We start from the raw sequence: 24,411 nt of genomic DNA, 5'->3' as shown, positions 1-24,411 counted from the left end.
CGCCATGGCAAGATCAAAGGCAGACCGCCTTCGACTTTGCCTTGGGCTAAACCGGACAGTAGTGGGTCAAGCCCGAGGATGACGCGGAGAGGGACCCCTCCGCGTACTCTGCCGCCTCATCAGCTCAAACCCGAGATCCACCACCGCCTCACCCACCGGCTGCCCATCCAGCCCCCTCGCGAGCATCTCGAATGCCTTTACCCCCATCGCCTCGCGGAATGTCCGCACGCTGGTGATCGAGGGATTCGCTACGGCCATCATCTCAAGATCGTTGAAGCCGCAAATGCCGAAATCGTCCGGCACCGCGATCCGCCGGCGCTGGCACTCGAAGAGGACGCCCAGCGCCAGATCGTCATTGTTGCAGAACACCGCGTCCGCATCCGGCGCACGGGCCAGAAGCTCGGAGACCAGCGCGCAACCGAGCGTCACGGTCGAGGGACGCGGCGTGGTGACGATCAGCCGCTCGTCGAACAGCCCCGCCTCCCGCAGCGCCTGTGAAAACCCCTCCAGCCGCCGCTGGGTGCGCGGATCCATCCGCGCGCCGAGAAAGGCGATTCGCCGGTAGCCTTCCTCGATCAGATGCCGGGTTGCGGCATAGGCGCCATCGCGGTGGGAAAAACCGATCATCATGTCCACCGGTTTCTCGCCGGTTTCCATGATCTGCACTACCGGGCAATCCGCGCCAAGCAGCATGGCGCGGGACGCGTTGGACTGGTCCGTCCCCGTCACGATCAGCCCCGCCGGACGCTGGCTCAGGAACACTTTCAGCAGCCGCTCCTCTTCCAGGATCGAATAGCGCGTATTGCCGAGCTGGATGCGATAGGCCGTGCCTTCCGCCGCCGAATAGATGCCGCGCAGCACTTCGGCGAAGACATTGTTCGTCACCGAGGGAATGAGCACGCCGACCACATCCGTCCGCGCCGAGGCAAGCGCGCTTGCCGCCGGGTCCGGCACATAGCCAAGTTCCTCGATGACGCGCTCGATCCGCTCCCGGACCTTTTCCGATACGATGTCAGGATTGCGCAGCGCCCGTGACACCGTGGCGGCGCTCACCCCCGCCGCCTTCGCCACATCCGAAAGCTTGATTCGCCTGCCTGTCATCCCGTTTACGGCCTTCTCCCTTGGAAGAAACCTATATGCCAGCGAAACGCGCTTGACAAATGAAAGCGCTTTCATTTTCTTAAGGCCCATAAGAAGTAGGGAGGAGAGACGATGGCGACAGGAGCGGCGCTTAGGCTGCAGCCGGATTTCGTGCTCGTCATGGGCGTCTGCGGCGCCGGCAAGTCGACCGTCGGCAAGGCGATTGCCGAACGGACCGACGGGCGCTTCATCGAAGCCGACGAATATCACCCGGAAGAGAATATCAAGCTGATGTCGGCGGGCCGCCCCCTGACCGATGCCGAGCGCTGGCCATGGCTTGCCGCGTTGGCCCGGGCCGCCTCGGACACGCATGCGCAAGGCAAAAAGCCCGTCATCATCGCCTGTTCGGCATTGAAGCGGCGCTATCGCGACTTTCTGCGTGGGGAACTGGGCTCCCTTACCATCCTCCATCTCTCGGGCTCGCGCGAACTGATCGGTGAGCGCCTCGCCGCGCGCCGCTCGCATTTCATGCCCCCTGCCCTGCTCGACAGCCAGCTTGCAGATCTTGAGGAATTGGCGGACGACGAAGGCGGTATCGCCCTCCCCGTCAATGAGGACCCGATGGAACTGGTCGCGCGGGCCTGCGATCTGCTCGGTTTGCCCAAAACAATGGCGATGAATGTCGAAGGAGGAGCGGCATGAAAGCGCTTGCGGACTGGATTCAAAAATTGGCGGAATGGACCATGGCCGCGATGCTCGCCATCATGGTCGTGCTCGTCTTCGGCAATGCCGCCGGGCGATATCTGCTCAACACCGGCCTCGCCACCTCGGAGGAAATATCGCGCCTCGCCTTCGTGTGGCTGGTTTTCCTCGGCGCGGCCGTCGCAGTGCGCGAGCGCGCCCATGTCGGCGTCGATATGCTGCTCGTGCGCCTGCCGCGCGCGGGCAAGCTCATCTGCATCATCATCACCAACGCGCTCATCCTCTATGCGCTCTGGCTGTTCGTCGAGGGCAGCTGGCAGCAGACCATCATCGGCCTGAACAGCCACGCGCCGGTGACGGGCGTGCCGCTCGCCGCCTTCGCCGCCGCCGGGCTGGTCGCCGCGGTCGCGATGATGGCGCTGTTCGCCATCGACCTCGCCCGCGCGCTGACGGGCCGCCTGAGCGATGACGAGCTGGTGCAGGTCCGCGAGAGCGCGGATCAGGAGGAAGCGGCGGAAACGCTGAAGGAACTGGCCGCCGATGGGCGGAGCGAAGCGGCTGGGAGGAAGCAATGACAATTCTCGTATTTCTGGGCACCCTGCTCGGGCTGATGGCGCTCGGTATGCCCATCGCCTTCGCGCTGATGCTGACCGGCGTCGCGCTGATGGTGCATCTCGATTTCTTCGACGCGCAGCTTCTGGCGCAGAACATGCTGGCCGGGGCGGACAATTTCCCGCTGATGGCCGTGCCATTCTTCCTGCTGGCCGGCGAATTGATGAATGCGGGCGGCATCTCCCGCCGCATGGTCGATCTCGCCGTCACCATGGTCGGCCATATCAGGGGCGGCCTCGGCTATGTCGCCATCGCCGCAGCCACGCTGCTGGCGAGCGTGTCCGGCTCGGCCATTGCCGATACGGCGGCGGTCGCCGCGCTCTTGATCCCGATGATGCGGTCGCATGGCTATAATGTCGAACGCTCCTCCGGGCTCATCGCGTCGGGCGGCATCATCGCGCCGATCATTCCGCCCAGCATGTCCTTCATCATCTATGGCGTCGCCACCAATGTCTCCATCACCCAGCTTTTCATGGCCGGCATCGCGCCCGGCCTGATGATGGCGCTGGTGCTGGTGGCGGTCTGGAGCTTTATCGCGCGCAAGGAGAACGTGCCGCCCCGCCCGCGGCAGCCCTGGTCGGTGCGCGGCAAGGCCCTGCTCGACGCGTTCTGGGCGCTCCTGATGCCTGTCATCATCATCGGCGGCATGCGCGGCGGCCTGTTCACGCCGACCGAGGCGGCGGTGGTCGCTGCGGTCTATGCGCTGGTCGTCGGGCTCTTCGTCTATCGCGGCCTCAAAATCGCCGAACTGCCCCGGCTTTTCGTCGCGGCCGCCAAGACGACGGCGGTGGTGATGTTCCTCGTCGCGGCGGCTTTGTTCACCAGCTACATGATCACGCTTGCCGACCTGCCCAACCTCGTCATCGACTTGCTTCAGCCGATGCTCGACCAGCCGAAGCTCCTGATGTTGGCGATCATTGTCCTCCTGACGCTTGTCGGCACGGCGATGGACCTGACCCCGACGATCCTGATCCTCGGGCCGATCCTGTCGCCGCTGGTGGTCCGCGCGGGCATCGATCCGGTCTATTTCGGCGTTATGTTCGTGCTGGTGGGCGCGGTGGGGCTGTTGACCCCGCCGGTCGGCACGGTCCTCAACGTCGTCGCGGGCGTCGCCCGCATCCGGATGGAGGGCGTCATCCGCGGCGTCTGGCCTTACATCATCGCCTATACGGCGCTGCTGGGCCTGTTCGTCCTCGTCCCGGAACTGATCACCGTTCCAGCCAAATGGCTCCGCTGATAGCTGGAAGGAATACCCCGTTTCAACACCCAAAGGGAGGAAACCTGAAATGAAACAAATCCTTATCGCCCTGCTTGCGCTGGGTATCGGCAGCACTGCCGCCACCGCGCAGGACATCAAGAGCCGGATCATCCGCTTCGGCTATGGTCTTAATGAAGACAGCGTGCAGGGTAATGCCGCCCGCCACTTTGCCAAGGAAGTGGAAAAACTGAGCGGCGGCAAGATGAAGGTGCGCACCTTCGGCGCCGCCTCGCTCGGCTCCGACGTGCAGATGCAGCAGGCGCTGGTCGGCGGCGCGCAGGAGATGATGGTCGGATCGACCGCCACTCTCGTCGGCACGGTGAAGGAATTCGCCGTCTGGGACGTGCCGTTCCTGTTCGCCAATGAGAAGGAAGCCGACGCCGTGCTCGACGGCCCGGTCGGCCAGAAGCTCCTCGACAGCCTGCAGCCGCAGGGCCTCGTCGGTCTCGTCTACTGGGAGAACGGCTTCCGCAACCTCACCAACAACCGTCACAAGATCGAGAAGGCCGACGATCTGAAGGGCGTCAAGCTGCGCGTCATGCAGAACCCGGTCTATCTGGAAACCTTCAACGCCGCCGGGGCGAACGCCGTGCCGATGCCGTTCTCCGAACTCTTCACGGCGCTGGAGACAGGCGCGGTCGATGGGCAGGAAAACCCCGTCACGACGATCGTCTCCTCGAAATTCTTCGAGGTGCAGAAGCACCTGACCATCTCCAACCACGTCTACAGCCCGTGGGTGATGCTGGTCAGCAAGAAGTGGTGGGACGGCCTCTCGCCCGACGAGCAGAAGATCCTGAAGGAAGCCGCCATCTCCTCCCGCGATTTCGAGCGCAAGGACACGCGCGAGCAGTCCGCCAAGGCGCTGGAACAGCTGAAAGCCGCGGGCATGGAAGTGTCTGTCATGCCTGAGGCCGAAGTCGCCAAGCTCCGCGAACTGGCCGCCCCGGTCACTCAGAAAGTGGTCAACGACATCGGCCAGCCCCTCTGGGATGAAACGCAAGGCGAACTGGCGAAAGTGCGCGCCGCGAAGTAACAACCGCTGGTTATGTGATGAAAGCCGCTCCGGGAAACCGGGCGGCTTTTTTATTTATTGCAATGGCGATAAAAGGCCATGAATGACGAATGATTTTTGCGCTCAGGGCAATTATGCGCCGTTTTGATCACATGGCCGACGTGGAAGCCTTCGTGGCCGTTATCGAGAAGGGCTCGATGACAGAAGGCGCCATTGCTTTGTCGACCACGCCATCGGTGATCAGCCGCGCCATCAGCCGGCTGGAAGCACGGCTGGGTACGCAGCTCATGCGGCGCACCACACGCCGCCTGAGCCTCACGGAAGCCGGGCGCGTCTATTTCGAACAGGCGCGCCTCGCCTTTTCACTGATGGACGATGCCGAACGCGCTGTTCAGGGCCAGAGCGGGGAAATTTCCGGACAGGTTCGCCTCAGCGTGCCGACCACCTACGGCCACCATCGCCTGCCGGCCATTCTTTCCCGTTTCAACCAGGCATATCCCGGCATCCGCGTCGAGCTCGGTATTACCAACCGCAATGTCGATCTGGTGGCGGAGGGATTCGATCTGGCGATCCGGCTCGGACAATTGCGCGACAGCGGCCTGATGGCCCGCAAGCTGGAGGATGTGCACCTATGCCTCGTGGCGTCGCCGGATTATTTGGAGCGCAATGGCACGCCCGAAACGATCGACGATCTCGCTCGTCATCAATGCCTCTCCTTCGTCAAGCCGAGCACCGGGCGCGACGCGCCATGGACGTTGCGCGTGGATGGGAACGACATCGAATGGACGCCGCCCAGCAACATGCGTGTCCTCGATGACGTATTGGGCGTGGTGTCGCTGGCGCAAAGCGGGCTTGGAATCTGCCAGACCTATGAATTCATCGTGGCAAGCCGCATCGAGCAGGGCCGGCTGGTGAGGTTGCTGGAAAGCGCGGAAGGCAGCACGCGTCCCTTCTCCATGATCTTTCCATCCCACCGCCGGCTTTCCGCGGCGACGCGCGCCTTGATCGATTTTATCGCGGGAGCGGCGGCAGAGCAGGGCTGATTTTTGCCTGTTACGAACAAATGATTTGTTGCAGGCCTGATTTATCGTTCTCTCGGCAAATATTAGCTTCCGGGCATCTTAACCGGAGACCAGAATTCATGATCAGGAAACTCGCCGCCGCGGCGCTCGTCGCCATCTCGCTTCACGCCCTCGCCCCCGTCGGCGCGCAAGCCGCCAATGTTCTCGTCGTCCTTTCGGATGAAAACCATCTGGACCTGAAAGACGGCAAGACCTTCAAAACCGGCTTTTACCTCAACGAACTGATGCAACCGGTGAAAATGCTGCTCGACGCCGGCCATGAGGTCATCTTTGCAACGCCGCATGGCAAAGCGCCCGCCGTTGACGCCAGCTCCGTCGATCCGGTTTATTTTGGCGGTGACGCCGACGCCATGGCCGAACACCAGAAACTGCTGGATCGGCTGGGAGTCACCTCCCTTTCCAAATCCCCGGTTATCAGCCTGAAACGCGTCGAACAGATCGGCTATGACCATTTCGACGCCATCTATATCCCCGGCGGCCACGCGCCGATGCAGGATTTGCTCGTGAGCAAGGACCTTGCCCGGCTGTTGACCGATTTCCACGAAAAGGGAAAGGCCACGGCGCTGGTGTGCCATGGTCCAATTGCCCTGATGTCCACGCTGGACAAGGCCGAGGAGTTTGCAAGGCAGCTTGAAGAGGGCAAGGCAACTCGCCCCGCCTCCTGGATTTATGCGGACTACAAATTCACCGTGATCAGCAATGAAGAGGAAGAACAGGCGAAGCCCCTCCTGAAGGGCGGCGAGATGAAGTTCTATCCCCAGACGGCCCTCGAGCAGGCTGGCGGCCGCTTCAGCAGCAACGACAAGCCGTGGACAGCGCATATGGTAACAGACCGCGAGGTCATCACCGGCCAGAACCCGGCCTCCGCGCGCCAGGTTGGCGAAGAGTTGCTCAAGCGGCTAAAGTAATCATACTCAGGAACGCTGGCGGGACAGAGGGGCTGTCCCGCCGGCTTTTCCGATCTCACCCCACCCCCTCGAACCTCACCTCCCCATTGTTCAAAAAACATGTCTTGGTGAACAGCCTCAAATCCACCGGGTTCGGCAATCGAATATCCGCAAGGTCAGGCAGTGGCTTGTTCGACGCCTCATACTCCCGGTGGATTTGCGATATGAAGACGACGATCACTCCCCGCTCCCGCGCGAAGGACTGCAGCGCGCGAACCTGCACCGACAGGTCCGGATTTTCCCGCTTCTGGTCGAGCAATTGCAGATAATCGACGACGACAAGCGTCCCGCGCGGCGCGGCGGCCATTTTCTCCATGATATAACCGGCGCAGATGGCATCGGAGCAGTCGAAGGTGAAAAGCCGCTCGAACTGCCGGTACTCCGCCCCGATGACGCGGAAGCGATCGAGGACCTGCGCTTGCGTATATTCCAGCGTGAAAAACGCCGCGCGATGGCCGGATTTCATCGCCTCCACCGCGAGCCTGAGGCTCATCAGCGTCTTGCCATGGCCGGGGCGCGCGCCGACAAGCAGCAGGTCGCCGGGCTTGAGGCTCTGGAAGAGGCGGTCGGCGGGCGTCGTTTCGCAAAGCTTCGCCGCAAGCAGGCTCCAGCAGGCATAGCCTTCCAGACGGGCGATGCGGTCGAGCGCCTCGTGCAGCGGGATTTTCCCGTCGCGGGACAGGCGCTTCGCCTTGCGCTTCAGTTGATAGACGGGGGCGGACAGTTTCATTCGTAACCTCCTATGGCGAGCAGGTTTCGCAATCCCTCCTTATGCTGGCGCTCGAACAGTCGGTTCGATGGAAAATGCCCCGCATGAACAATGCTTTCCCTGATGGAGGGAGGAGGCGCGGGCCGCGCACGAATCGAATGATAGCGCAATCCTTGAGGGCGCGAAATCAGTCCCTCACCCGCCCATGAAGGCCGCCATGTGAAAGCGCTGCTGCGCGGTGTCATAGGCATAATCCCGCCCGACCGGGCAGGCGAGCCGCGCAAGGCAGCCGCTTGTCCGGCAGGCTCCGCCCGCATCCGTCACGAGATAGTCCCTGCACCGCGCGACCGCAAAGCCCGCGCCATCGAACGCATCGACCGGGCAGGCCGAAAGGCATGGCTTGTCCATGCACCACTCGCAGGGATGGTCCGGCTCCGGTCTATCGGGAAAATCGATCACCTCATCGAATAGAAGCGCCCCGCGATAGGCATGCCATAGGCCATAGACGGGATGGATCAGCAATCCGAGCGGCGACGGCTTTAACCCTTCCGCCCTTTGCGCCCATTGCTGGAACGGCAGCCATGGCTTGTCGGATGGGAAAACGGCCCGAGCACCGAGCTTCTCCGCAGCCTCCCCGAGCACCTGCTTCGACCACGTATCGAGCGGATCGGCTTGGCCACGCCCCTCCTCTGCTCGCCAGCGCATGAAATGCGGCCAGATCGACGAGCCAGCATGGCCGACAAGCACGACACATTTTGCCGGGCTTTGGCGAGTGCCGTGCGGAGCGTGTTCGTCTCCGTCGAAGACAAAGCCGCCGCGCGGAATGAGGCCGAAGGGGGCGAGGACGGTGGTGAGGGTGGCGTAGGCGGGTAGAGTCATCGTGCTTTGGCTGCCCTCCCTGCCGGAAGCGTCGGCTCCAAGACACCCCCCTCTGCCCTGCCGGGCATCTCCCCCACAAGGGGGGAGATTGGATGTCAGTTCCGCCTTCGCTAATCTTTGACGTCGCAAAATTGGGTGCCTTGATCGATGAAGGCCAATCTCCCCCTTGTGGGGGAGATGTCCGGCAGGACAGAGGGGGGTTGCCTCGCGCCTCCATCAAACCATGAAAAAACAGGTTACTCCCCCGTCCCCTTTATCGCTGTCCTCCACACCTCGCGATGAATCAGGTCGGCCACTTTAGCCCGGCCGTCTTCGGGCTTCTTTCAGGTAAAGGCGTCGGGCATCGAGGCCTTCTTCTCCGCGATGAACGCCTTCAGCGCCTCGTCGATGGCTGGGTCGAGATAGGGCGCCTCATAGCTCTCCAGCCAGCGCCGCGCCATGTCGTTCGCCCGCTGGTCGGCCCGTTTTTCGCCTTCGGCCAGCCATTGCTCGAAGGAATTGTTGTCGGCGATGGAGGAGCGATAGAATGCCGTCTGGAAATTCGCCTGCGTGTGCGCGCAGCCGAGATAATGGCTCCCCGGCCCGACTTCGCGGATGGCATCCATCGCCTGCCCGTTCTCGGACAGATCCACCCCTTCGGCGAGTTTCTGGCTCATGCCGAGCTGGTCGATATCCATCATGAACTTCTCATAGGACGACACAAGCCCGCCCTCGAGCCAGCCCGCCGCGTGCAGCACGAAATTCGTGCCCGCCAGCATGGTCGAGTTCAGCGTATTGGCGCTTTCATAGGCCGCCTGCGCATCCGAAAGCTTCGAGGCGCAGAGCGAGCCGCCGGTGCGGAACGGCAGGCCGAGCCGCCGGGCAAGCTGCGCCGCGCCGTAGGAGACGAGCGCCGGCTCCGGCGTGCCGAAGGTCGGCGCGCCCGACTGCATGGAAATGGACGAGGCGAAAGTGCCGAAAATGACCGGCGCACCGGGGCGGATGAGCTGCGTCAGCGCCGCGCCCGCCAGCACCTCGGCCAGAATCTGCGTCAGCGTGCCCGCCACCGTCACCGGGCTCATCGCGCCGGCTAGGATGAACGGCGTCACGATGCAGGCCTGGTTGTGCCGCGCATAGACCTTCAGCGCGCCCAACATCGTCTCGTCGAACACCATCGGCGAATTGGCGTTGATGAGACTGGTCAGCACCGTATTCTGCTCGACGAAATCCTCGCCGAACAGGATCTTGCACATGGCGATGGTGTCCTCGGCCCGCTCCGGCGCCGTCACCGAGCCCATGAACGGCTTGTCGGAATAGCGCATATGCGCATAGATCATGTCGAGATGGCGCTTGTTGACCGGCACATCCACCGGCTCGCACACGGTGCCGCCGGAATGGTGGATGTTCGGCGCCATATAGGAGAGCTTCACGAAATTCTGGAAATCTTCGATCGTCGCATAGCGCCTGACACCGTCGAGGTCGCGCACGAAAGGCGGCCCGTAGACCGGCGCGAACACCGTCGCGTCACCGCCGATCTGGACCGAGCGCTCCGGATTGCGCGCATGCTGCGTGTAGATCGACGGCGCGGTCTTGAGCAGCGAACGGCAGAGCCCCTTGGGGAAATGCACGCGCTCGCCTCTCACATCCGCGCCCGCCTGCCGCCAGAGTTCCAGCGCCTCCGCATCGTCGCGGAATTCGATGCCGATTTCTTCGAGCACCGTGTCGGCATTGGCCTCGATGAGCGCGAGACCTTCCTCGTTCAGCACCTCATAGACCGGCACCTTGCGGGTGATATAGGTCAGCGACTTGCCGGGACCGCCGCCCGCCCGCGCCGCGCGCCGTGCCGCCGCCCCGCCGCTCGCGCCACGCGCCCGACGGCCGCCGCGCTCTTCACCGGGCTCTACAGATGCTTCCTGATCCATTCAACTCTCCCCGCCTTTGGAAGTGGCGCGGGCTCCCTTAGCATGATGCATATGAATATCCACCCTAATCCCGGTGGAAGAAAGAACGTTTCCGTGCGCGGCAAGTGAGGTCGCTTTTGAGCGATGGATTTTTGCCGCTTGCGGGATATGTGATAGATATGCGATTGGCCCGTCAGGGCTTGAAACTGAGGAATGCGTCCATGGCTGGCGATGAAATCATTCTTTCCGAACTTTCCGACGAAGAACTCGTCGAGCAGATGCATGACGATCTCTATGATGGCCTGAAGGAAGAGATCGAGGAAGGCACGAACATCCTCCTCGAGCGCGGCTGGGCGCCCTACCGGGTGCTGACCGAGGCGCTCGTGGAAGGCATGCGCATCGTCGGCGAGGATTTCCGCGACGGTATCCTCTTCGTGCCCGAAGTGCTGCTTTCCGCCAATGCGATGAAGGCGGGGATGACGATCCTGCGCCCCCTTCTCGCCGCCACCGGCGCGCCCAAGCAGGGCAAGCTTGTCATCGGCACGGTCAAGGGCGACATCCACGACATCGGCAAGAACCTCGTCGGCATGATGATGGAAGGCGCGGGCTTCGACGTCATCGACCTCGGCATCAACAACCCCGTCGAAAACTACCTTGCCGCCATCGAGGAGCATAAGCCCGATATCGTCGGCATGTCGGCGCTGCTGACCACCACCATGCCCTATATGAAAGTCGTCATCGACACGATGAAGGAAAAGGGCATCCGCGATGATTATGTCGTGCTCGTTGGCGGAGCGCCGCTCAACGAGGAATTCGGCAAGGCCGTCGGCGCAGACGCCTATTGCCGCGACGCGGCGGTAGCGGTGGAAACGGCCAAGGAATATATGAAGCGCCGGCATAACCAGCGCGCGGGGTAGAAGAATAAAGCACCTCCTTCCCCCTTGCGAGGAAGGTGTCTGCGGAGCAGACGGATGGGGGTGGTAAAGGAAGTGGATCAACGGTAATTACGGCCCGCTGCCTTTACCACCCCCACCCCTAGCCCTCCCCGCAAGGGGGAGGGGGAATTGCTAGCGTGAATTTAATTCACGGCCTTCTTCACCGCGTGGGCGGTGCTTTTGACGTCCTTGCTGACGCCGGTCACCGTGTTGGCGCAGGCGGCGAGCGAAAACGCGCAGGCGATGGCGATCAGGGGCGCGATGAGCGATGGCTTCATGGATGTGGCCTTCCCATATAAGGTTCGATGCGGGATCTAATCGCGGAATCATATCCGCAGCGCGAGGGTATCGCGATGAATGAGCTTGGCAAGATGGCGGCGGAACGGGGGCATGTTTCCCCACCGGAGAAAGTGCGCGTCATCGCCTGCGGCATGATCGCGCGCGAAATCCTCGCCATCCGCGCCGATTTCAGCCTCGACCATATCGAATTGAAGTGCCTCCCGGCCATTTATCACCATTATCCTGATCGCATCGCTCCCGCCGTGGAGCGGGCGATCAAGCGGGCGCGGCGGGAGGGCATCGAACACATTTTCGTGGGCTATGCCGATTGCGGCACCGGCGGCATGCTCGACAAGGTGTGCGAGCAATATGGCGTTGAGCGCATCGCCGGGCCGCATTGCTTCTCCTTTTATGTCGGCAACACCGCCTTCGCCGAGCGCTGGGATGACGACATGACGAGCTTCTTCATGACGGACTTCCTCGCCCGCCAGTTCGAGACGTTTTTGGTGAAGCCTTTGGGCCTCGACCGCCATCCGGAACTGCGCGACATGTATTTCGGCAATTATTCCAAGATGATCTATCTGGCGCAGACCGACGATCCCGAGCTTTCGCGCAAAGCAGAGAAAGCCGCCGTTTTTTTAGGTCTGGCCTATGAGCGGCGTTTTACCGGCTTGGGGGATCTGGTGCCGGCTATTCGGAAGGCGGGGAATAAGAACGATTAGATAACGATGTGCGCCGGACCCCCCCCTCTGCCCTGCCGGGCATCTCCCCCACAAGGGGGGAGATTGGATGTCAGGGCCGCTTTCGCTAACCGGCGAGGTTGCAGAACAAAGCGCCATCATCGAGGAAGGCCGATCTCCCTCCTTGTGGGGGAGATGCCCGGCAGGGCAGAGGGGGGTATGCCTAGCGATCCCGTCAAAACAACAAGCACAATGCCCCATCAACCATGTGAACACCCGACACCCTGTCATTGAAATATCACCATCGGCAGGCGATATGGTGGGCATGGATCACACGCCGCCCTCGCCTGAACATCATCAAAAATCCGGCCCGCGCCGCATCTCCGACCGCCGGCCATTGTCGCAGGTCTTCGAAGACCTGGCGGAAAATGCGAAAGAGCCGATCAGCTTCGGGCAGATCGAGCAGGCGCTTTCGGACCGCAGCTTTGCGGCGCTTCTCACCTTCTTTGCCCTCCTCAATCTCCTGCCCCTCCCCCCCGGAACCGGCATTGTCACCGGCATTCCGCTGGTTCTGATTTCCGGCCAGATGGTGCTGGGCTTCGAGACGCCCTGGCTGCCGCGTTTCGTGCGGGAGCGCTCTCTTTCGCCCGAGCGCTTCCGGCAATTGTCTGAAAAAGGCACGCCCTGGCTGCGCCGCATCGAACGCATCATCCGCCCGCGCCTGTGGCCCTTCGCCCGCCGCCATGGCGACCGCTGGCTGGGGCTGCTGACGCTGATCCTCGGGCTGGCGGTGGTGTTCCCCATCCCGCTTTCCAACTGGCTCCCTGCCCTCGCCACCGCCATCATCGGCGCGGCGCTCACCGAGCGCGACGGCCTTTTGATGGGCGTCGGCGTGCTGATCGGCTTTGTCTCCCTCGGCATCATCGCAGGGGTGCTGTTCACCGCCGGAGCGCTTCTCACCAATTTGCCCTTCATCGGCGAGCTCTGGTCGCAAATAAGCTATTAGGCCACGTCGCTTTTAAAGTGCCCGCACGTCGCGCGCGAGCCGGTGGAATCCCGTGTTTCCGGCGATGCTGGCTCATATCGAGGAGAATGAAGCATGGCCGACCTCGTTGTCGTTTATTGGCGGGATATCCCGGCTCAGGTGATCGTGCGGGAGGGCCGCAAGACCGCCAAGCGGGAACTGCCGCCGCGGTTCACCGAGGCGATCGACATGTGCGCCATGCGGGTTGGAGCGGAAGGCACGGACGCCTATCTCGCCGAATGGCGGCGCGGCGCGCCTGTGCCTGCCGGCCCGGACCTCGAAGCGGAAGCGGATGCGGCGCTGGAACGGCTCGACCGCGAATATGACAAGGATCGCCTTGTGGCGCTGGTAAAGGCAGGTGGACATGACCATCCATGAATTGAAGTCTCGTGAAAGAAGCCGCATCGCCGCATCCATCGAACTGGCGCCGAAGCAGGCCATCGAATCCGCCGAGCTGCCGGGCCTGTTTCCTGTGGGAAGCCGGGTCTACATCACCGATATCGGCACGGATACGATCGATACGCTGACCGCCGCGGCCAGGCGCGTCCGCGATCTCGGCTACAAGCCCGTGCCGCACATCGCCTGCCGCCGCCTGACCACGCGCGAGGCGCTCGAAACCCGCCTTCGCCGCGGCGCGGATGAGGCGGGCGTGACAGATGTCCTCGTCATCGGCGGCGGTCTGGAACGACCGGCTGGCGCGTTCAACTCCACCATGCAGGTGCTCGAAACCGGCTTTTTCGACCGTTTCGGCATTACCGAAATCGGCGTCGCCGGCCATCCCGAGGGTAGCCCTGACTTTTCCGAAGCCGTCGCCATGGAAGCCCTGAGGCTCAAGAAAAATTTCGGCGAACGCACCGGCGCGAAACTGCGCATCGTCACGCAGTTCGGCTTCGACGCGGAGCATTTCATCCGCTGGGCGGAAGGTCTGCGCGAGGCAGGCATCGACCTGCCCGTGCATCTGGGCGTGGCCGGGCCCGCCAAGATCACCACGCTCATCAAATATGCAGCGATGTGCGGCGTCGGCAATTCCATTACCTATCTCAAGAAGAACGCGCTGGCCCTGACCGCGCTTGCCACCACCCACTCGCCGGAAGGCGTCGTTGGCCCTATCGAGCGCCATATCGTCGACAACCCAACGAGCAATATCAAGCAGGTCCATGTCTTCCCCTTCGGCGGCATCAAGAAGGCTTCCGAATGGCTGGTGGAGCGTGGCACCTGGGACTTGAATAACTCATCGCCCATCGCCGCCGCGCAATAAGGGAACACATATATGACCCGCACCATCGTCGCTTCCGCGACCCGCGAAATCATCATCGGTTTCGACCAGCCTTTCTGCGTCATCGGCGAGCGCATCAATCCCACCGGCCGCAAGAAGCTCGCCGCCGAGATGGTGGCCGGCAATTTCGAGACGGTCATCAAGGATGCGCTGGAGCAGGCGGCGGCGGGCGCGACCATGCTCGACATCAATGCTGGCGTCACCGCCGTCGATCCCAACGCCACCGAGCCTGCGCTGCTGGTGCAGACACTGGAGATCGTGCAGGGTTTGGTAGACCTGCCGCTGTCCATCGATTCTTCCGTAAGCGCCGCCATCGAGGCCGGACTGAGGGTCGCCAAGGGCCGCCCGCTGGTCAATTCCGTGACCGGCGAAGAGGAGAAGCTGGAAGCCATCCTGCCGCTCATCAAGAAATATGACGTGCCCGTCGTGGCGATTTCAAATGACGAGACTGGCATTTCCGAAGATCCGGATGTGCGCTTCGAAGTGGCGAAGAAGATCGTCCAGCGCGCCGCCGATTACGGCATCAAGGCGCACGACATCGTGGTCGATCCGTTGGTCATGCCCATCGGCGCAATGGGAACCGCAGGCCTGCAGGTCTTCCGCCTGGTGCGCCGCCTGCGCGAGGAGCTGGGCGTCAACACCACCTGCGGCCTCTCCAACATCTCCTTCGGCCTGCCCCACCGCCACGGCGTCAACGCCGCCTTCATCCCCATGGTCATCGCCAGCGGCATGACGTCAGCCATCATGAACCCCTGCCGCCCGCAGGAGATGGAAATGGTCCACGCCGCCAACGTGCTTAATGGCACCGACCCCAACTGCACCAACTGGATCATGAAATACCGCGACCACCAGCCTTCCCATGCCGCCAACGCCAATGCCGGCCAGCCCACGGGCGAAAGCGGCGGACGGCGGCGCGGCGGACGGGAGGCGCGGCGCGGGGTGGTGGCTTAGGTGAATCATAGACCCCTTCACCCTCGTGGTTCGAGGCTCCCCTTCCGACAAGCTCAGGGTCGCACCTCACCATGAGGGTGAAGGGGCGTCGGCGCCCTATGCTTCCTACATATGAAAGGGTGAAGCGTTAGGAAACCTCATCCTAAAGCATGTCTCCCAAAAGCTAAAGCATGTCTCCCAAAAGTGGGAACCGGTTTTGGGACAAAGACATGCGTAAAAACAAAGACCTAAAGCGCGGCGCATGGGTTCGATTGAACGCGACGCGCTTTAGGAATGGGATTGCAGCAAGTTCTTGAATCATGAGAGTGAAGAAGTCGCGGTCCAGTAGCCCTCATGGTGAGGTGCGACCCTGAGCTTGTCGAAGGGGAGCCTCGAACCACGAGGGCGCTTGGTGCAACATTCAAAGGCTCATCAGGCTTCCGGTATAAAATGTCCACGTCGAGACAAGGCTGGCAGTCCTTCATAATTGAGAGCAATCAACGCTTCTTTTTTGCGTCGGGACCAGCCTTTTATCTGCTTCTCGCGAGCAATCGCATCATTCACAAGGTCATAAGTTTCCGAAAATACCAGCTCCACAGGCCGTCTTGTCCATGTATAGGCCTTTTCATTCGGCAGATTGTTATGTTCCCACACGCGAGCCTCAATTGGCTGCTTTGTAATGCCGGTATAGTAACTCCCGTCAGCGCAACGCAAAATATAGACCGTCGCTTCAACCATGCCCCTCCTCCCTTCATGGCTCGCCCCGTTTGCTGGCATGATAGCGCCGTCCGACAACACTGCAAGGTGACCCCATGACCGACCCCCTTGTCCTTTTCATGCCCTCGGGCAAGCGCGGGCATTTTCCGGTTGGCACGCCGATCCTCGAGGCGGCGCGGTCGCTGGGTGTCTATGTCGAAAGCGTCTGTGGGGGGCGTGCCACGTGCGGGCGCTGCCAGGTGGAGGTGCAGGAGGGGCAGTTCGCCAAGCACGGCATCACCTCCTCCAGCGACCACATCTCGGCCATTGGCCCGAAGGAATTGCGCTACGCCGAAAAGCGCGAGCTGAAGCCAGGCCGCCGCCTCTCCTGCTCTGCGACCGTGCAGGGCGATCTCGTCATCGACGTACCGCAGGATGGGCAGATCAACGCGCAGGTGGTGCGCAAGGACGCCGATACGCGCATCATCGAGCGCAATCCCGCCGTTCATATGTGCTATGTCGAAGTCGAAGAGCCCGACATGCACAAGCCGCTGGGCGATCTCGACCGGCTGAAAGCAGCGATCGAGAAGGACTGGGGCTACAAGAATTTGCAGGTCGATCCCTATCTCCTGCCCCGCATCCAGAAAATTTTACGCGACAGCAAATGGGGCGTCACCGCCGCCATTCATCATGACGCGGCAGGCGAGCGCCCTGCCCTCATCGCGCTTTGGCCCGGCCTAAAGAACGAGGCTTACGGCATCGCCTGCGACATAGGCTCGACCACCATCGCCATGCACCTTTCCTCGCTGCTCTCGGGCCGCACGCTTGCCTCGGCGGGCGCCTCCAACCCGCAGATCCGCTTCGGCGAGGACCTGATGAGCCGCGTCTCCTACGTCATGATGAACCCGGATGGGCGCGAGGCGATGACGCAGGCCGTGCGCGAGGCGGTGAACGGGCTGATCGACAAGGTGTGCGCGGAAGGCGGCATCGCCCGCGAGGACATTCTCGACGCAGTGTTCGTCGGCAACCCGATCATGCACCACCTTTTCCTCGGCATCGACCCGACCGAGCTTGGCGGCGCGCCCTTCGCTCTTGCCGTCTCCGGCGCGGTGCATCTGAAATCCTCCGACATCGGCCTGCCGATGAATCCCGGCACGCACGTCTATATGCTGCCCTGCATCGCCGGCCATGTCGGCGCGGACGCCGCCGCCGCGACGCTTGCCGAAGGTCCGCACCGGCAGGACGAGATGATGCTATTGGTCGATGTCGGCACCAATGCGGAGATCGTACTGGGCAACCGCCAGCGCACCGTCGCGGCCTCCTCGCCCACCGGCCCCGCCTTCGAAGGCGCGGAGATTTCCGGCGGCCAGCGCGCCGCGCCGGGAGCCATAGAGCGCGTGCGCATCGACCCTGAGACGCTGGAGCCGAAATTCCGCATCATCGGCGTCGAGCAATGGTCGGACGAGCCGGGCTTCGCGGAAGCCGCCGCCGGGACCGGCGTCACCGGCATCTGCGGCTCCGCCATCATCGAAGTGATCGCGGAGATGTACCTGACCGGCCTCATCTCCGAGGATGGCGTCATTGATGGAACGCTTGCGGCCCGCTCGCCGCGCATCACCGCCAATGGCCGTACCTTCTCCTACCTGCTCCATGACGGCAGCCCGCGTATCGCGATCACGCAGAACGATGTGCGCGCCATCCAGCTCGCCAAGGCCGCGCTTTATGCGGGTGTAAAATTGCTGATGGACAAGCTCGGCATCGAGCATGTCGACCAGATCCGCTTCGCCGGGGCATTCGGCTCCTTCATTGATCCCAAATATGCGATGGTTCTTGGCCTGATCCCGGACTGCGAACTCGAAAACGTCAAGGCGGTCGGGAACGCGGCAGGTACGGGCGCGCGCATGGCGCTGCTCAACCGTGATTACCGCCGCGAGATCGAAGAAACCGTCCGCCGCATCGAGAAGATCGAAACCGCGCTGGAGTCGAAATTCCAGGAGCATTTCGTCTATGCCATGGCCATTCCCAACAAGGTTGATCCATTTCCGAAGCTCTCCGCTGCGGTGAAGCTACCGGAGCGCAAGGCGCATGGCGACGGCACGGACACTTCTGGCGACGCGGCACCGAGACGCCGTTCGCGCGAGGAACGGGCAGCGCGGCGCAATCGGGGTTAGATGTTTAGTTCCGACCTTTGATGGAACCGCCTGATTTCCGTTTTGGGACCATTGTTGTCGTGGGGACGTAGCGGCATGGGTCCCAGTGACAAGCACTGGGATGACGGGTTGCTGTGCTGCTGGCGAGCAAAACGTCCAGCCTCTTCGCTTGGCAAAAAAGCATATCCGGTAGTAAAAAAACATCTCCACCCCGTCATCCCAGTGCTTGTCACTGGGATCCACTCCTCTACGGTGGCCTTGACCCAAGCGATCAAAGAATGAGCGACCGCTTCTAAAGTTGAATACTCCAAAGCAGCCCATTTTTGACAAAACCGGAAAAATCGCCCTATTATTTATAAACGAAAACAAATAGGTGGCCTATGTCGCTCCCTATCCTGTTCATACTGCTTGTTGCGGTGGCTTTTTGCGTGGCTTTCGGATTGCGCCGAGCCGCTGGAACGCTTCTGGGCCTAACGCTCGCCCTGTTCCTCGCCATCGGTTGCGGGCCGGTCCCGTCATTCCTGCTGACAAGGCTTCAGGCCCCGTTCGTCACGCCATCCCCTGTCGAATGGCGGCAGCGCAACGTGATTGTTCTGCTTGGCGGCGGAGCCGAGAAGGTCGCGGACACGCAACGCGTTGAGCCGCAATTTTTCGCCTATACGCGGATCGTCAAGGCCGTATCGCTTTATAATGAGTGCCGGAAAACAGCGACTGACTGCAAAATCCTCGTCACCGGCGGAGACGCGAGCAAGACCGGAGAAAGCGAGGCTGCAGTTTATAGCGGCCTGCTGACGCAACTCGGCGTCGCCGCCTCTGACGTGATCGAGGAAGCCAAAAGCATGAATACTTGGCAGAACGCCGAGTTTTCGAGCCGGCTTCTGGAAAACCTCAAGCCGGACCGGATAGTGCTTGTCACATCGGGCATCCACATGCGGCGAAGCGAGCTTTATTTCTCCCATTTCGGCGTCGATGCCACACCGGAACGGGCAGACTACACCTCCGCCATCCTTTCACCCCTGCCCCTCGCCTATAATTTCGCGCTCATGGATTTCGCGCTGCATGAATACACCGGCATTGCGCGATTCAGGCTTTACAACGCGCTTGGATGGAACCCGGCGCGCAGCCGCCCCGGCCAGGCATAAACAGTATCCTAAAATTTCCTCGTCCGCCGGTACGTCTCGAAAATCCCGCGCAGATGCTGGGCGACCACCTGCACATGCTGGCCGGCATTCCGGGCGACAATCATGCCGAGCTGATATTGGCCGAGGGGCGGCAGGCCATGCTCCGGCCCCAGCACGGCGATCCCTTCGCTGACCAGCGATTTGCTGAACGGCGCGACGGCGAGATCGGCGAGGATGGCAGAGCGCTGCCCGGTCGAATGCGCGCTCATATAGGCGACGCGATAGTCCCGTCCGGCCTTATCCAGCGCCTCCAGAGCATTGCCCCGCCAGGCGCAGCCCTCCTCCCACATGGAGAGGGGCAGCGGATCGCGCTCATAGGCCGTACCGCCCTTCGCCCCGACCCAGACCAGATCCTCAGTCATCAGCACTTCCATGTCGCTGCTTTCCGAGCCCGAGCACGTGACATTGACCATCGTGATGTCGAGGCGCTGCTCCTCCAGCCGCCGGCGCAGATTGAGGCTGCGGTCGATGATGACATCGACAGTCACATTCGGATGGGTTTCGGCAAAGCGCTTCAGGACGAAGGGCAGCACCCACTCGCCGATATCGTCGGGTGAGCCGAGCCGCACCAGACCCGACACGGTAGGCGCCACGAATTTCGCCACCGCCTCGCGATTGAGCGCCAGCATCCGCCGCGCATAGCCGAGCAGCAATTCGCCGTCGCTGGTCAATGAAACGGAGCGCGCGTCCCTGTCGAGCAGCGTCGTGCCGAGCGTCTCCTCCAGCTTCTTGATCTGCATCGATACCGCCGAAGGCGTGCGGAACACGGCATTCGCCGCCGCGGAGAAACTTTTCGTCTCCGCGATCATGACGAAGGTGCGCAGCACATCGAGGTCAAGGATCGGCAGCGGATGGTGCATGGGAGCGGTCATGATAGCCTCATCAAATATTCTGAACTTATAGGTTCATCAATTTCGTTTGATTGAACATGCACCCAGCCCCATAGTCAAGGGGAGGAAACGAAATTGGCTTCAGGAGAACCATCATGATCATCGCGGGCGTCGTTCATGTTTACCGGCGAATATTGGCATTCAGGCGCAAGCGCGAAACCTATCGCGCCCTTTGCGCCCTGCCGGAGAATATCCTTCAGGATATCGGCTGGCCGGCGCTTGATCAGCGAGCAGACGAAAACAAGCGCAGAAAGGACATTTGAGGCGTTTTCTTTTTGCGACAGGCATTACGTCGCACTTCCCCTTGAAATAGTTCTATGGTTCAATGGTTTCGGTCGTAAAGAAACCAGAATAATGGTTCATAAGCGACGGGGAACGACAGTGGTGACCGGCCATGCATCAGAAAACGCTCATAAAGCGCTCATTCGTCTTTTTTCTTGTTCCTGATTTCTCGATGATCGCGTTTGCGACGGCCATCGAGCCATTGCGCATTGCCAACCGGATGCTGGGCTACAATGCCTATCGCTGGCGTCTCGCCTCGGCGGATGGCAAGCCGGTGCGCGCGTCGAATGGCGTGGAGTGCGCTGTCAATACCTCACTGGAAGACGAGCGCCGCTATCTCACCGGCGAGGACCGCCCGTCGATGGTGCTGGTCTGCTCGGGTGTCAATGTCGAGAAATTCCAAAACAAATCGGTCTTCGCCTGGCTGCGCGAGGAATATAATCGCGGCGTGGCCGTGGGTGGTCTTTGCACAGGTGCGCATATTCTCGCCGCCGCCGGGCTGCTTTCCGGCAAGCGCTGCGCCATCCATTGGGAGAACCTGCCGGGCTTCGCCGAAGCCTTCCCAAAGGCCGATGTCTATGCCGACCTTTTCGAGGTCGACGGCAATCTTTACACCTGTGCGGGGGGCACCGCCGCGCTGGACATGATGCTGAAGCTGATCGGCGATGATTTCGACGACAATCTCGTCAACCGCGTCTGTGAGCAGGCGCTGACCGACCGGGTGCGCAACCCGCATGACCGCCAGCGCCTGCCCTTGCGCGCGCGGCTCGGCGTGCAGAATTCCAAGGTGCTGACCATCATCGAACTGATGGAAGCGAGCCTGACGGAACCGCTCTCGCTCATCGAAGTGGCGGAGCATGTCGGCCTGTCGCGCCGCCAGATCGAACGCCTGTTCCGGCAGGAGATGGGCCGCTCCCCTGCCCGCTATTATCTCGAAATCCGCCTCGACCGCGCCCGCCATCTCCTGATCCAGTCCTCCATGCCGGTGGTGGAAGTCGCCGTCGCCTGCGGCTTCGTCTCCGCCTCGCATTTCTCCAAATGCTACCGGGAGCTTTATGGCCGATCCCCGCAGCAGGAACGAGCCGAGCGGAAGCAGCCGATGGTGGCGTAAGGCGTTAGTAGTTGTTGCGATGCGGCCATGGCATCGTAGAGGAATGGATCCCAGTGACAAGCACTGGGATGACGAGGTGGAGAGGTATTTGCCCTAACAAGAACGGCTGCGGCAAGCGAGGCGTTGGAGATTAGCGAGAAGCGATCACCCCAGCCGTCATCCCAGTGCTTGTCACTGGGATCCATTCCTCAACGTTTCCATTGCCGGGACAGTTCAGAACGCACTATCTCACTTATTGTCTCAACCGCTCATTCTCCGCATCGAACGGCGACTCCGCAATCACAGTCGCCTTGTGCGGCGTGCCGAGGATACGGATATCAAGCTCCGTACCCGCCGCGGCGAACTCCGGGCGAACCATCGCCAGCGCGAGGCTCTTACCCAAACGCCAGCCATAAGCGCCGTTGGTAGCGCGGCCGATAAGCTGGCCATCCTTGTAGATCGGCTCCGAGCCGCGCGCGTCGGCATCGGTGACGCCATGCACTTCCAGCGTCACGAAATTCCACGTGAGCCCGTCCTCGCGCGCCTTCACCACCGCGTCGCGGCCGATGAACTCGCCCTTGTTGGGATGCACGAAGCGGTCGAGGCCGGATTCATAGGCGTTGTATTCGATGGAAAGCTCGCGCGGGATCAGGCGATAGGACTTCTCCACCGCCATCGACGTCATGGCGCGGATGCCGAACGGCTTGATGCCGAACTCCGCTCCCGCTTCCATCAGCAAGTCATAGATCGTATTTTGCTGCTCGATCGGGTGATGCAGTTCCCAGCCAAGCTCGCCGACGAAATTGACACGGAGCGCATGGGCGGTGGCAGGGCCGACATTGATCTGCTTGCCCGATAGCCACGGGAAATCCTCATTCGCAAGGCCCGTACGGGTCAGCTTCTGGAGTACCTTTCGACTGTTCGGCCCGGCCAGCACCAGCACGCCGAACATCTGGGTGATCGGTCGCAGCCGCACCGAGCCGTCTGACGGCAGGAGCTTATAGAGATAGTCGTGGTCATGGTTCTCGTACGCACCCGCCGAGACGAGGTAGAACGAACCCGGCTTCCACTCGTAAACGGTGAATTCCGAGCGCACCCCGCCATTTTTCGTCAGGAGATGGCAAAGCGCGATGCGTCCCTGCTTCTTCGGAATGCTGTTTGCGAGAATGGAGTCGAGCCAAGCACGGGCGCCCGGACCAGAAACCTCCATCTTGGCGAAGGCCGTCATGTCGAGCAGGCCGACATTTTCAGTGACGTTCTTCACCTCGTTGCCGACATGCTCGAAATAGTTCGAGCGGCGGAATGACCACAGCTCCTTCACCTTGCCTTCCGCGTCCGGACGCGGGTGGTTGCGGTTCATGAGCACATCCGGCTTGTCGAGCGAGGCGACGTCTATGCCATAGCCTTCAGGCGCGAACCAGTTGGCCCGCTCCCAGCCATAGACGGAGCCGAACACCGCGCCCAGCGCCTTCTGCCGGTCATAGGAGGGCGAGCGCTTCAGAGGGCGAGCCGCGCCGCGTTCCTCGTCCGGATAATGGATCGAGAACACTTCGGCATAGGCTTCCTCGTTCTTCTCCTTGAGATAGCCTTCCGTCGCATAGGGGCCGAAGCGGCGCGGATCGACGCCCATCATGTCAATGGAGGGCTCGCCCTCGACGATCCATTCGGCAAGCTGCCAGCCTGCGCCGCCCGCCGCCGTCACGCCGAAGGAATGGCCCTCATTGAGCCAGAAATTCTTGAGCCGTGGCGCGGGGCCAATGATAGGAGAACCATCGGGCGTATAGGCAATCGCGCCATTGTACACTTTCTTGATCCCCACCTCGCCGAAGGCGGGAACGCGCGCGATGGCCGTCTCGATATGCGGCATCAGGCGATCAAGATCCTCCTGGAACAGCTCATATTCGCTGTCATCCGAGGGGCCGTCCACATAGCAGACCGGCGCGCCCTTCTCATAAGGCCCGAGCAGCAGGCCGCCATTTTCCTCGCGCATATACCAGGAGGAGTCGCTTTCGCGCAGGACACCCATCTCCGGCAGGCCCTTGGCCTTGCGCTCGAGGATCGCCGGATGCGGCTCGGTGACGATATATTGATGCTCGACCGGAATGACAGGCACGTCCAGCCCCACCATCTGCCCCGTTTTGCGAGCGAAGTTGCCGGTGGCGGAGATGACATGCTCGGTGAGGATATCGCCCTTGTCGGTCTTGACCAGCCACTGCCCGTCCGGCTGCTGCTCGATGCCGGTCACGGTCGTATAACGATAGATCGTCGCGCCCCGGTCCCGCGCGCCCTTCGCGAGTGCCTGCGTCAGATCAGCCGGCTGGATATAGCCATCGTCCGGATGCTGGATCGCGCCCAGAATGCCGTCCGTTTCCGCGAGCGGCCAGACTTCCTTGACCTCATCGGGCGTCAACAGCTTGACGGGAACGCCGATGGTCTCGGCCACGCCGGCATAATACATATATTCGTCCCAGCGGTCCTTGGTGCGAGCAAGGCGGATGTTGGTGCAATTGGTGAAGCCGACATTCATGCCGGTCTCCTCCTGCAATTCTTTGTAGAACCTCACCGAATATTTGTGAATCTGCCCGACCGAATAGCTCAGGTTGAAGAGCGGCAACAGGCCCGCCGCATGCCAGGTCGAGCCGGAGGTCAGTTCCTTGCGCTCGATCAGGACGACGTCGCTCCAGCCTTTCTTCGCCAGATGGTAGAGCGTCGAGACGCCCACCACGCCGCCACCGATCACCACCGCACGGGCATGGGTCTTCATGGTCTATGGTTCCCTTGGATTTAGGACGGGTTTTTTGGGCACTATGCCGGGCACAATGGCACGGTTAAGGCTT

At 61.8% G+C, this 24,411-nt stretch carries 24 protein-coding genes; 16 read left to right on the top strand and 8 right to left on the bottom strand.

The window, feature by feature from the left end:
* Nucleotides 1-66: 66 nt before the first annotated feature.
* The gene (gntR, locus tag IEX53_RS15900; protein WP_188825159.1) at nucleotides 67-1,101 is read right to left on the bottom strand and encodes an HTH-type transcriptional regulator GntR; all 1,035 of its coding nucleotides are present in this window, start codon (nucleotides 1,099-1,101) and stop codon (nucleotides 67-69) included.
* Nucleotides 1,102-1,212: 111 nt separating this feature from the next.
* Here gntR and IEX53_RS15895 point away from each other — a divergent pair, with 111 nt between their 5' ends.
* The 6 genes from IEX53_RS15895 to IEX53_RS15870 all read left to right on the top strand — a co-directional run bounded on the left by IEX53_RS15895 (nucleotide 1,213) and on the right by IEX53_RS15870 (nucleotide 6,654).
* Nucleotides 1,213-1,782, top strand: coding sequence for a gluconokinase (locus tag IEX53_RS15895; protein WP_188825158.1), 570 nt, complete (start codon nucleotides 1,213-1,215; stop codon nucleotides 1,780-1,782).
* Nucleotides 1,779-2,357 (top strand): TRAP transporter small permease, encoded by a 579-nt coding sequence (locus IEX53_RS15890; protein ID WP_188825157.1) that lies wholly within the window; start codon nucleotides 1,779-1,781, stop codon nucleotides 2,355-2,357. The genes IEX53_RS15895 and IEX53_RS15890 overlap by 4 nt, the downstream gene beginning before the upstream one ends.
* Entirely contained in the window at nucleotides 2,354-3,631 is a 1,278-nt protein-coding gene (locus IEX53_RS15885; RefSeq protein ID WP_188825156.1) for a TRAP transporter large permease, read from the top strand. Before IEX53_RS15890 ends, IEX53_RS15885 begins: the two co-directional genes overlap by 4 nt.
* Before the next feature lie 49 nt (nucleotides 3,632-3,680).
* Nucleotides 3,681-4,685 carry a TRAP transporter substrate-binding protein gene (locus IEX53_RS15880; protein WP_188825155.1) on the top strand — a complete coding sequence of 335 codons (1,005 nt, stop codon included), beginning with the start codon at nucleotides 3,681-3,683 and terminating at the stop codon, nucleotides 4,683-4,685.
* Nucleotides 4,686-4,798: 113 nt separating this feature from the next.
* Nucleotides 4,799-5,707 (top strand): LysR family transcriptional regulator, encoded by a 909-nt coding sequence (locus tag IEX53_RS15875; RefSeq protein ID WP_236016225.1) that lies wholly within the window; start codon nucleotides 4,799-4,801, stop codon nucleotides 5,705-5,707.
* Nucleotides 5,708-5,805: 98 nt separating this feature from the next.
* A complete protein-coding gene (locus IEX53_RS15870) occupies nucleotides 5,806-6,654 on the top strand; it encodes a type 1 glutamine amidotransferase domain-containing protein (protein ID WP_188825154.1) in 849 nt (282 codons plus the stop codon).
* A 55-nt stretch (nucleotides 6,655-6,709) separates the two neighbouring features.
* Here the strand turns inward: IEX53_RS15870 and IEX53_RS15865 are convergent, their stop codons facing one another.
* From IEX53_RS15865 to IEX53_RS15855, 3 genes are all read right to left on the bottom strand, one after another.
* Nucleotides 6,710-7,423 carry a DNA helicase gene (locus IEX53_RS15865; RefSeq protein WP_188825153.1) on the bottom strand — a complete coding sequence of 238 codons (714 nt, stop codon included), beginning with the start codon at nucleotides 7,421-7,423 and terminating at the stop codon, nucleotides 6,710-6,712.
* A gap of 174 nt (nucleotides 7,424-7,597) precedes the next feature.
* Nucleotides 7,598-8,281, bottom strand: coding sequence for a 4Fe-4S dicluster domain-containing protein (locus IEX53_RS15860; RefSeq protein WP_188825152.1), 684 nt, complete (start codon nucleotides 8,279-8,281; stop codon nucleotides 7,598-7,600).
* Between the two features lie 323 nt (nucleotides 8,282-8,604).
* A complete protein-coding gene (locus tag IEX53_RS15855; RefSeq protein ID WP_188825151.1) occupies nucleotides 8,605-10,182 on the bottom strand; it encodes a trimethylamine methyltransferase family protein in 1,578 nt (525 codons plus the stop codon).
* 200 nt (nucleotides 10,183-10,382) lie between these two features.
* On the opposite strand from IEX53_RS15855, the gene IEX53_RS15850 reads away from it, so the two are divergent.
* Nucleotides 10,383-11,078: a cobalamin B12-binding domain-containing protein gene (locus IEX53_RS15850; protein WP_188825150.1), complete on the top strand. Its 696-nt coding sequence runs from the start codon at nucleotides 10,383-10,385 to the stop codon at nucleotides 11,076-11,078.
* 161 nt (nucleotides 11,079-11,239) lie between these two features.
* Here IEX53_RS15850 and IEX53_RS15845 read toward each other — a convergent pair whose 3' ends face one another.
* Nucleotides 11,240-11,374 carry an EncA/B family entericidin gene (locus IEX53_RS15845; protein WP_188825149.1) on the bottom strand — a complete coding sequence of 45 codons (135 nt, stop codon included), beginning with the start codon at nucleotides 11,372-11,374 and terminating at the stop codon, nucleotides 11,240-11,242.
* Nucleotides 11,375-11,449: 75 nt separating this feature from the next.
* Here IEX53_RS15845 and IEX53_RS15840 point away from each other — a divergent pair, with 75 nt between their 5' ends.
* The 5 genes from IEX53_RS15840 (at nucleotide 11,450) to IEX53_RS15820 (ending at nucleotide 15,306) form a co-directional block, all read left to right on the top strand.
* A complete protein-coding gene (locus IEX53_RS15840; protein WP_236016224.1) occupies nucleotides 11,450-12,097 on the top strand; it encodes a DUF1638 domain-containing protein in 648 nt (215 codons plus the stop codon).
* Nucleotides 12,098-12,380: 283 nt separating this feature from the next.
* Nucleotides 12,381-13,061, top strand: coding sequence for an exopolysaccharide biosynthesis protein (locus tag IEX53_RS15835; RefSeq protein ID WP_188825148.1), 681 nt, complete (start codon nucleotides 12,381-12,383; stop codon nucleotides 13,059-13,061).
* Between the two features lie 93 nt (nucleotides 13,062-13,154).
* Nucleotides 13,155-13,457 (top strand): virulence factor, encoded by a 303-nt coding sequence (locus tag IEX53_RS15830; protein ID WP_188825147.1) that lies wholly within the window; start codon nucleotides 13,155-13,157, stop codon nucleotides 13,455-13,457.
* Nucleotides 13,444-14,337, top strand: a complete 894-nt coding sequence (locus IEX53_RS15825) for a methylenetetrahydrofolate reductase (RefSeq protein WP_188825146.1) — start codon at nucleotides 13,444-13,446, stop codon at nucleotides 14,335-14,337. The genes IEX53_RS15830 and IEX53_RS15825 overlap by 14 nt, the downstream gene beginning before the upstream one ends.
* A gap of 12 nt (nucleotides 14,338-14,349) precedes the next feature.
* Complete coding sequence (locus IEX53_RS15820) at nucleotides 14,350-15,306, top strand: methyltetrahydrofolate cobalamin methyltransferase (RefSeq protein WP_188825145.1); 957 nt, start codon at nucleotides 14,350-14,352, stop codon at nucleotides 15,304-15,306.
* Nucleotides 15,307-15,717: 411 nt separating this feature from the next.
* On the opposite strand, the gene IEX53_RS15815 is transcribed toward IEX53_RS15820, so the two are convergent.
* Nucleotides 15,718-16,023, bottom strand: coding sequence for a GIY-YIG nuclease family protein (locus IEX53_RS15815; protein WP_236016223.1), 306 nt, complete (start codon nucleotides 16,021-16,023; stop codon nucleotides 15,718-15,720).
* 74 nt (nucleotides 16,024-16,097) lie between these two features.
* On the opposite strand from IEX53_RS15815, the gene IEX53_RS15810 reads away from it, so the two are divergent.
* The gene (locus tag IEX53_RS15810; protein ID WP_188825143.1) at nucleotides 16,098-18,152 is read left to right on the top strand and encodes an ASKHA domain-containing protein; all 2,055 of its coding nucleotides are present in this window, start codon (nucleotides 16,098-16,100) and stop codon (nucleotides 18,150-18,152) included.
* 407 nt (nucleotides 18,153-18,559) lie between these two features.
* Nucleotides 18,560-19,273, top strand: coding sequence for a YdcF family protein (locus IEX53_RS15805; RefSeq protein WP_210311653.1), 714 nt, complete (start codon nucleotides 18,560-18,562; stop codon nucleotides 19,271-19,273).
* 8 nt (nucleotides 19,274-19,281) lie between these two features.
* Here the strand turns inward: IEX53_RS15805 and IEX53_RS15800 are convergent, their stop codons facing one another.
* Nucleotides 19,282-20,184: a LysR family transcriptional regulator gene (locus IEX53_RS15800; protein WP_188825141.1), complete on the bottom strand. Its 903-nt coding sequence runs from the start codon at nucleotides 20,182-20,184 to the stop codon at nucleotides 19,282-19,284.
* A 113-nt stretch (nucleotides 20,185-20,297) separates the two neighbouring features.
* On the opposite strand from IEX53_RS15800, the gene IEX53_RS15795 reads away from it, so the two are divergent.
* Complete coding sequence (locus IEX53_RS15795; RefSeq protein WP_188825140.1) at nucleotides 20,298-20,465, top strand: hypothetical protein; 168 nt, start codon at nucleotides 20,298-20,300, stop codon at nucleotides 20,463-20,465.
* A 131-nt stretch (nucleotides 20,466-20,596) separates the two neighbouring features.
* On the top strand, nucleotides 20,597-21,595 hold the full coding sequence (locus tag IEX53_RS15790) for a GlxA family transcriptional regulator (protein ID WP_188825139.1): 999 nt from the start codon (nucleotides 20,597-20,599) through the stop codon (nucleotides 21,593-21,595).
* A gap of 232 nt (nucleotides 21,596-21,827) precedes the next feature.
* Here the strand turns inward: IEX53_RS15790 and IEX53_RS15785 are convergent, their stop codons facing one another.
* Nucleotides 21,828-24,338: a GcvT family protein gene (locus IEX53_RS15785; protein ID WP_188825138.1), complete on the bottom strand. Its 2,511-nt coding sequence runs from the start codon at nucleotides 24,336-24,338 to the stop codon at nucleotides 21,828-21,830.
* Between the last annotated feature and the right edge of the window lie 73 nt (nucleotides 24,339-24,411).

This window comes from Paramesorhizobium endophyticum, from assembly GCF_014640615.1.
GTDB lineage: Bacteria > Pseudomonadota > Alphaproteobacteria > Rhizobiales > Rhizobiaceae > Paramesorhizobium > Paramesorhizobium endophyticum.
This window is presented reverse-complemented; position numbering and strand designations above follow the sequence as displayed.

Excerpts from the sequence above, each read along its gene's own strand:
- gntR (WP_188825159.1), bottom strand. The coding sequence starts at position 1,101 with ATGACAGGCAGGCGAATCAAGCTTTCGGATGTGGCGAAGGCGGCGGGG.
- IEX53_RS15895 (WP_188825158.1), top strand. The coding sequence starts at position 1,213 with ATGGCGACAGGAGCGGCGCTTAGGCTGCAGCCGGATTTCGTGCTCGTC.
- IEX53_RS15890 (WP_188825157.1), top strand. The coding sequence starts at position 1,779 with ATGAAAGCGCTTGCGGACTGGATTCAAAAATTGGCGGAATGGACCATG.
- IEX53_RS15885 (WP_188825156.1), top strand. The coding sequence starts at position 2,354 with ATGACAATTCTCGTATTTCTGGGCACCCTGCTCGGGCTGATGGCGCTC.
- IEX53_RS15880 (WP_188825155.1), top strand. The coding sequence starts at position 3,681 with ATGAAACAAATCCTTATCGCCCTGCTTGCGCTGGGTATCGGCAGCACT.
- IEX53_RS15875 (WP_236016225.1), top strand. The coding sequence starts at position 4,799 with ATGCGCCGTTTTGATCACATGGCCGACGTGGAAGCCTTCGTGGCCGTT.
- IEX53_RS15870 (WP_188825154.1), top strand. The coding sequence starts at position 5,806 with ATGATCAGGAAACTCGCCGCCGCGGCGCTCGTCGCCATCTCGCTTCAC.
- IEX53_RS15865 (WP_188825153.1), bottom strand. The coding sequence starts at position 7,423 with ATGAAACTGTCCGCCCCCGTCTATCAACTGAAGCGCAAGGCGAAGCGC.
- IEX53_RS15860 (WP_188825152.1), bottom strand. The coding sequence starts at position 8,281 with ATGACTCTACCCGCCTACGCCACCCTCACCACCGTCCTCGCCCCCTTC.
- IEX53_RS15855 (WP_188825151.1), bottom strand. The coding sequence starts at position 10,182 with ATGGATCAGGAAGCATCTGTAGAGCCCGGTGAAGAGCGCGGCGGCCGT.
- IEX53_RS15850 (WP_188825150.1), top strand. The coding sequence starts at position 10,383 with ATGGCTGGCGATGAAATCATTCTTTCCGAACTTTCCGACGAAGAACTC.
- IEX53_RS15845 (WP_188825149.1), bottom strand. The coding sequence starts at position 11,374 with ATGAAGCCATCGCTCATCGCGCCCCTGATCGCCATCGCCTGCGCGTTT.
- IEX53_RS15840 (WP_236016224.1), top strand. The coding sequence starts at position 11,450 with ATGAATGAGCTTGGCAAGATGGCGGCGGAACGGGGGCATGTTTCCCCA.
- IEX53_RS15835 (WP_188825148.1), top strand. The coding sequence starts at position 12,381 with ATGGATCACACGCCGCCCTCGCCTGAACATCATCAAAAATCCGGCCCG.
- IEX53_RS15830 (WP_188825147.1), top strand. The coding sequence starts at position 13,155 with ATGGCCGACCTCGTTGTCGTTTATTGGCGGGATATCCCGGCTCAGGTG.
- IEX53_RS15825 (WP_188825146.1), top strand. The coding sequence starts at position 13,444 with ATGACCATCCATGAATTGAAGTCTCGTGAAAGAAGCCGCATCGCCGCA.
- IEX53_RS15820 (WP_188825145.1), top strand. The coding sequence starts at position 14,350 with ATGACCCGCACCATCGTCGCTTCCGCGACCCGCGAAATCATCATCGGT.
- IEX53_RS15815 (WP_236016223.1), bottom strand. The coding sequence starts at position 16,023 with ATGGTTGAAGCGACGGTCTATATTTTGCGTTGCGCTGACGGGAGTTAC.
- IEX53_RS15810 (WP_188825143.1), top strand. The coding sequence starts at position 16,098 with ATGACCGACCCCCTTGTCCTTTTCATGCCCTCGGGCAAGCGCGGGCAT.
- IEX53_RS15800 (WP_188825141.1), bottom strand. The coding sequence starts at position 20,184 with ATGACCGCTCCCATGCACCATCCGCTGCCGATCCTTGACCTCGATGTG.
- IEX53_RS15795 (WP_188825140.1), top strand. The coding sequence starts at position 20,298 with ATGATCATCGCGGGCGTCGTTCATGTTTACCGGCGAATATTGGCATTC.
- IEX53_RS15790 (WP_188825139.1), top strand. The coding sequence starts at position 20,597 with ATGCATCAGAAAACGCTCATAAAGCGCTCATTCGTCTTTTTTCTTGTT.
- IEX53_RS15785 (WP_188825138.1), bottom strand. The coding sequence starts at position 24,338 with ATGAAGACCCATGCCCGTGCGGTGGTGATCGGTGGCGGCGTGGTGGGC.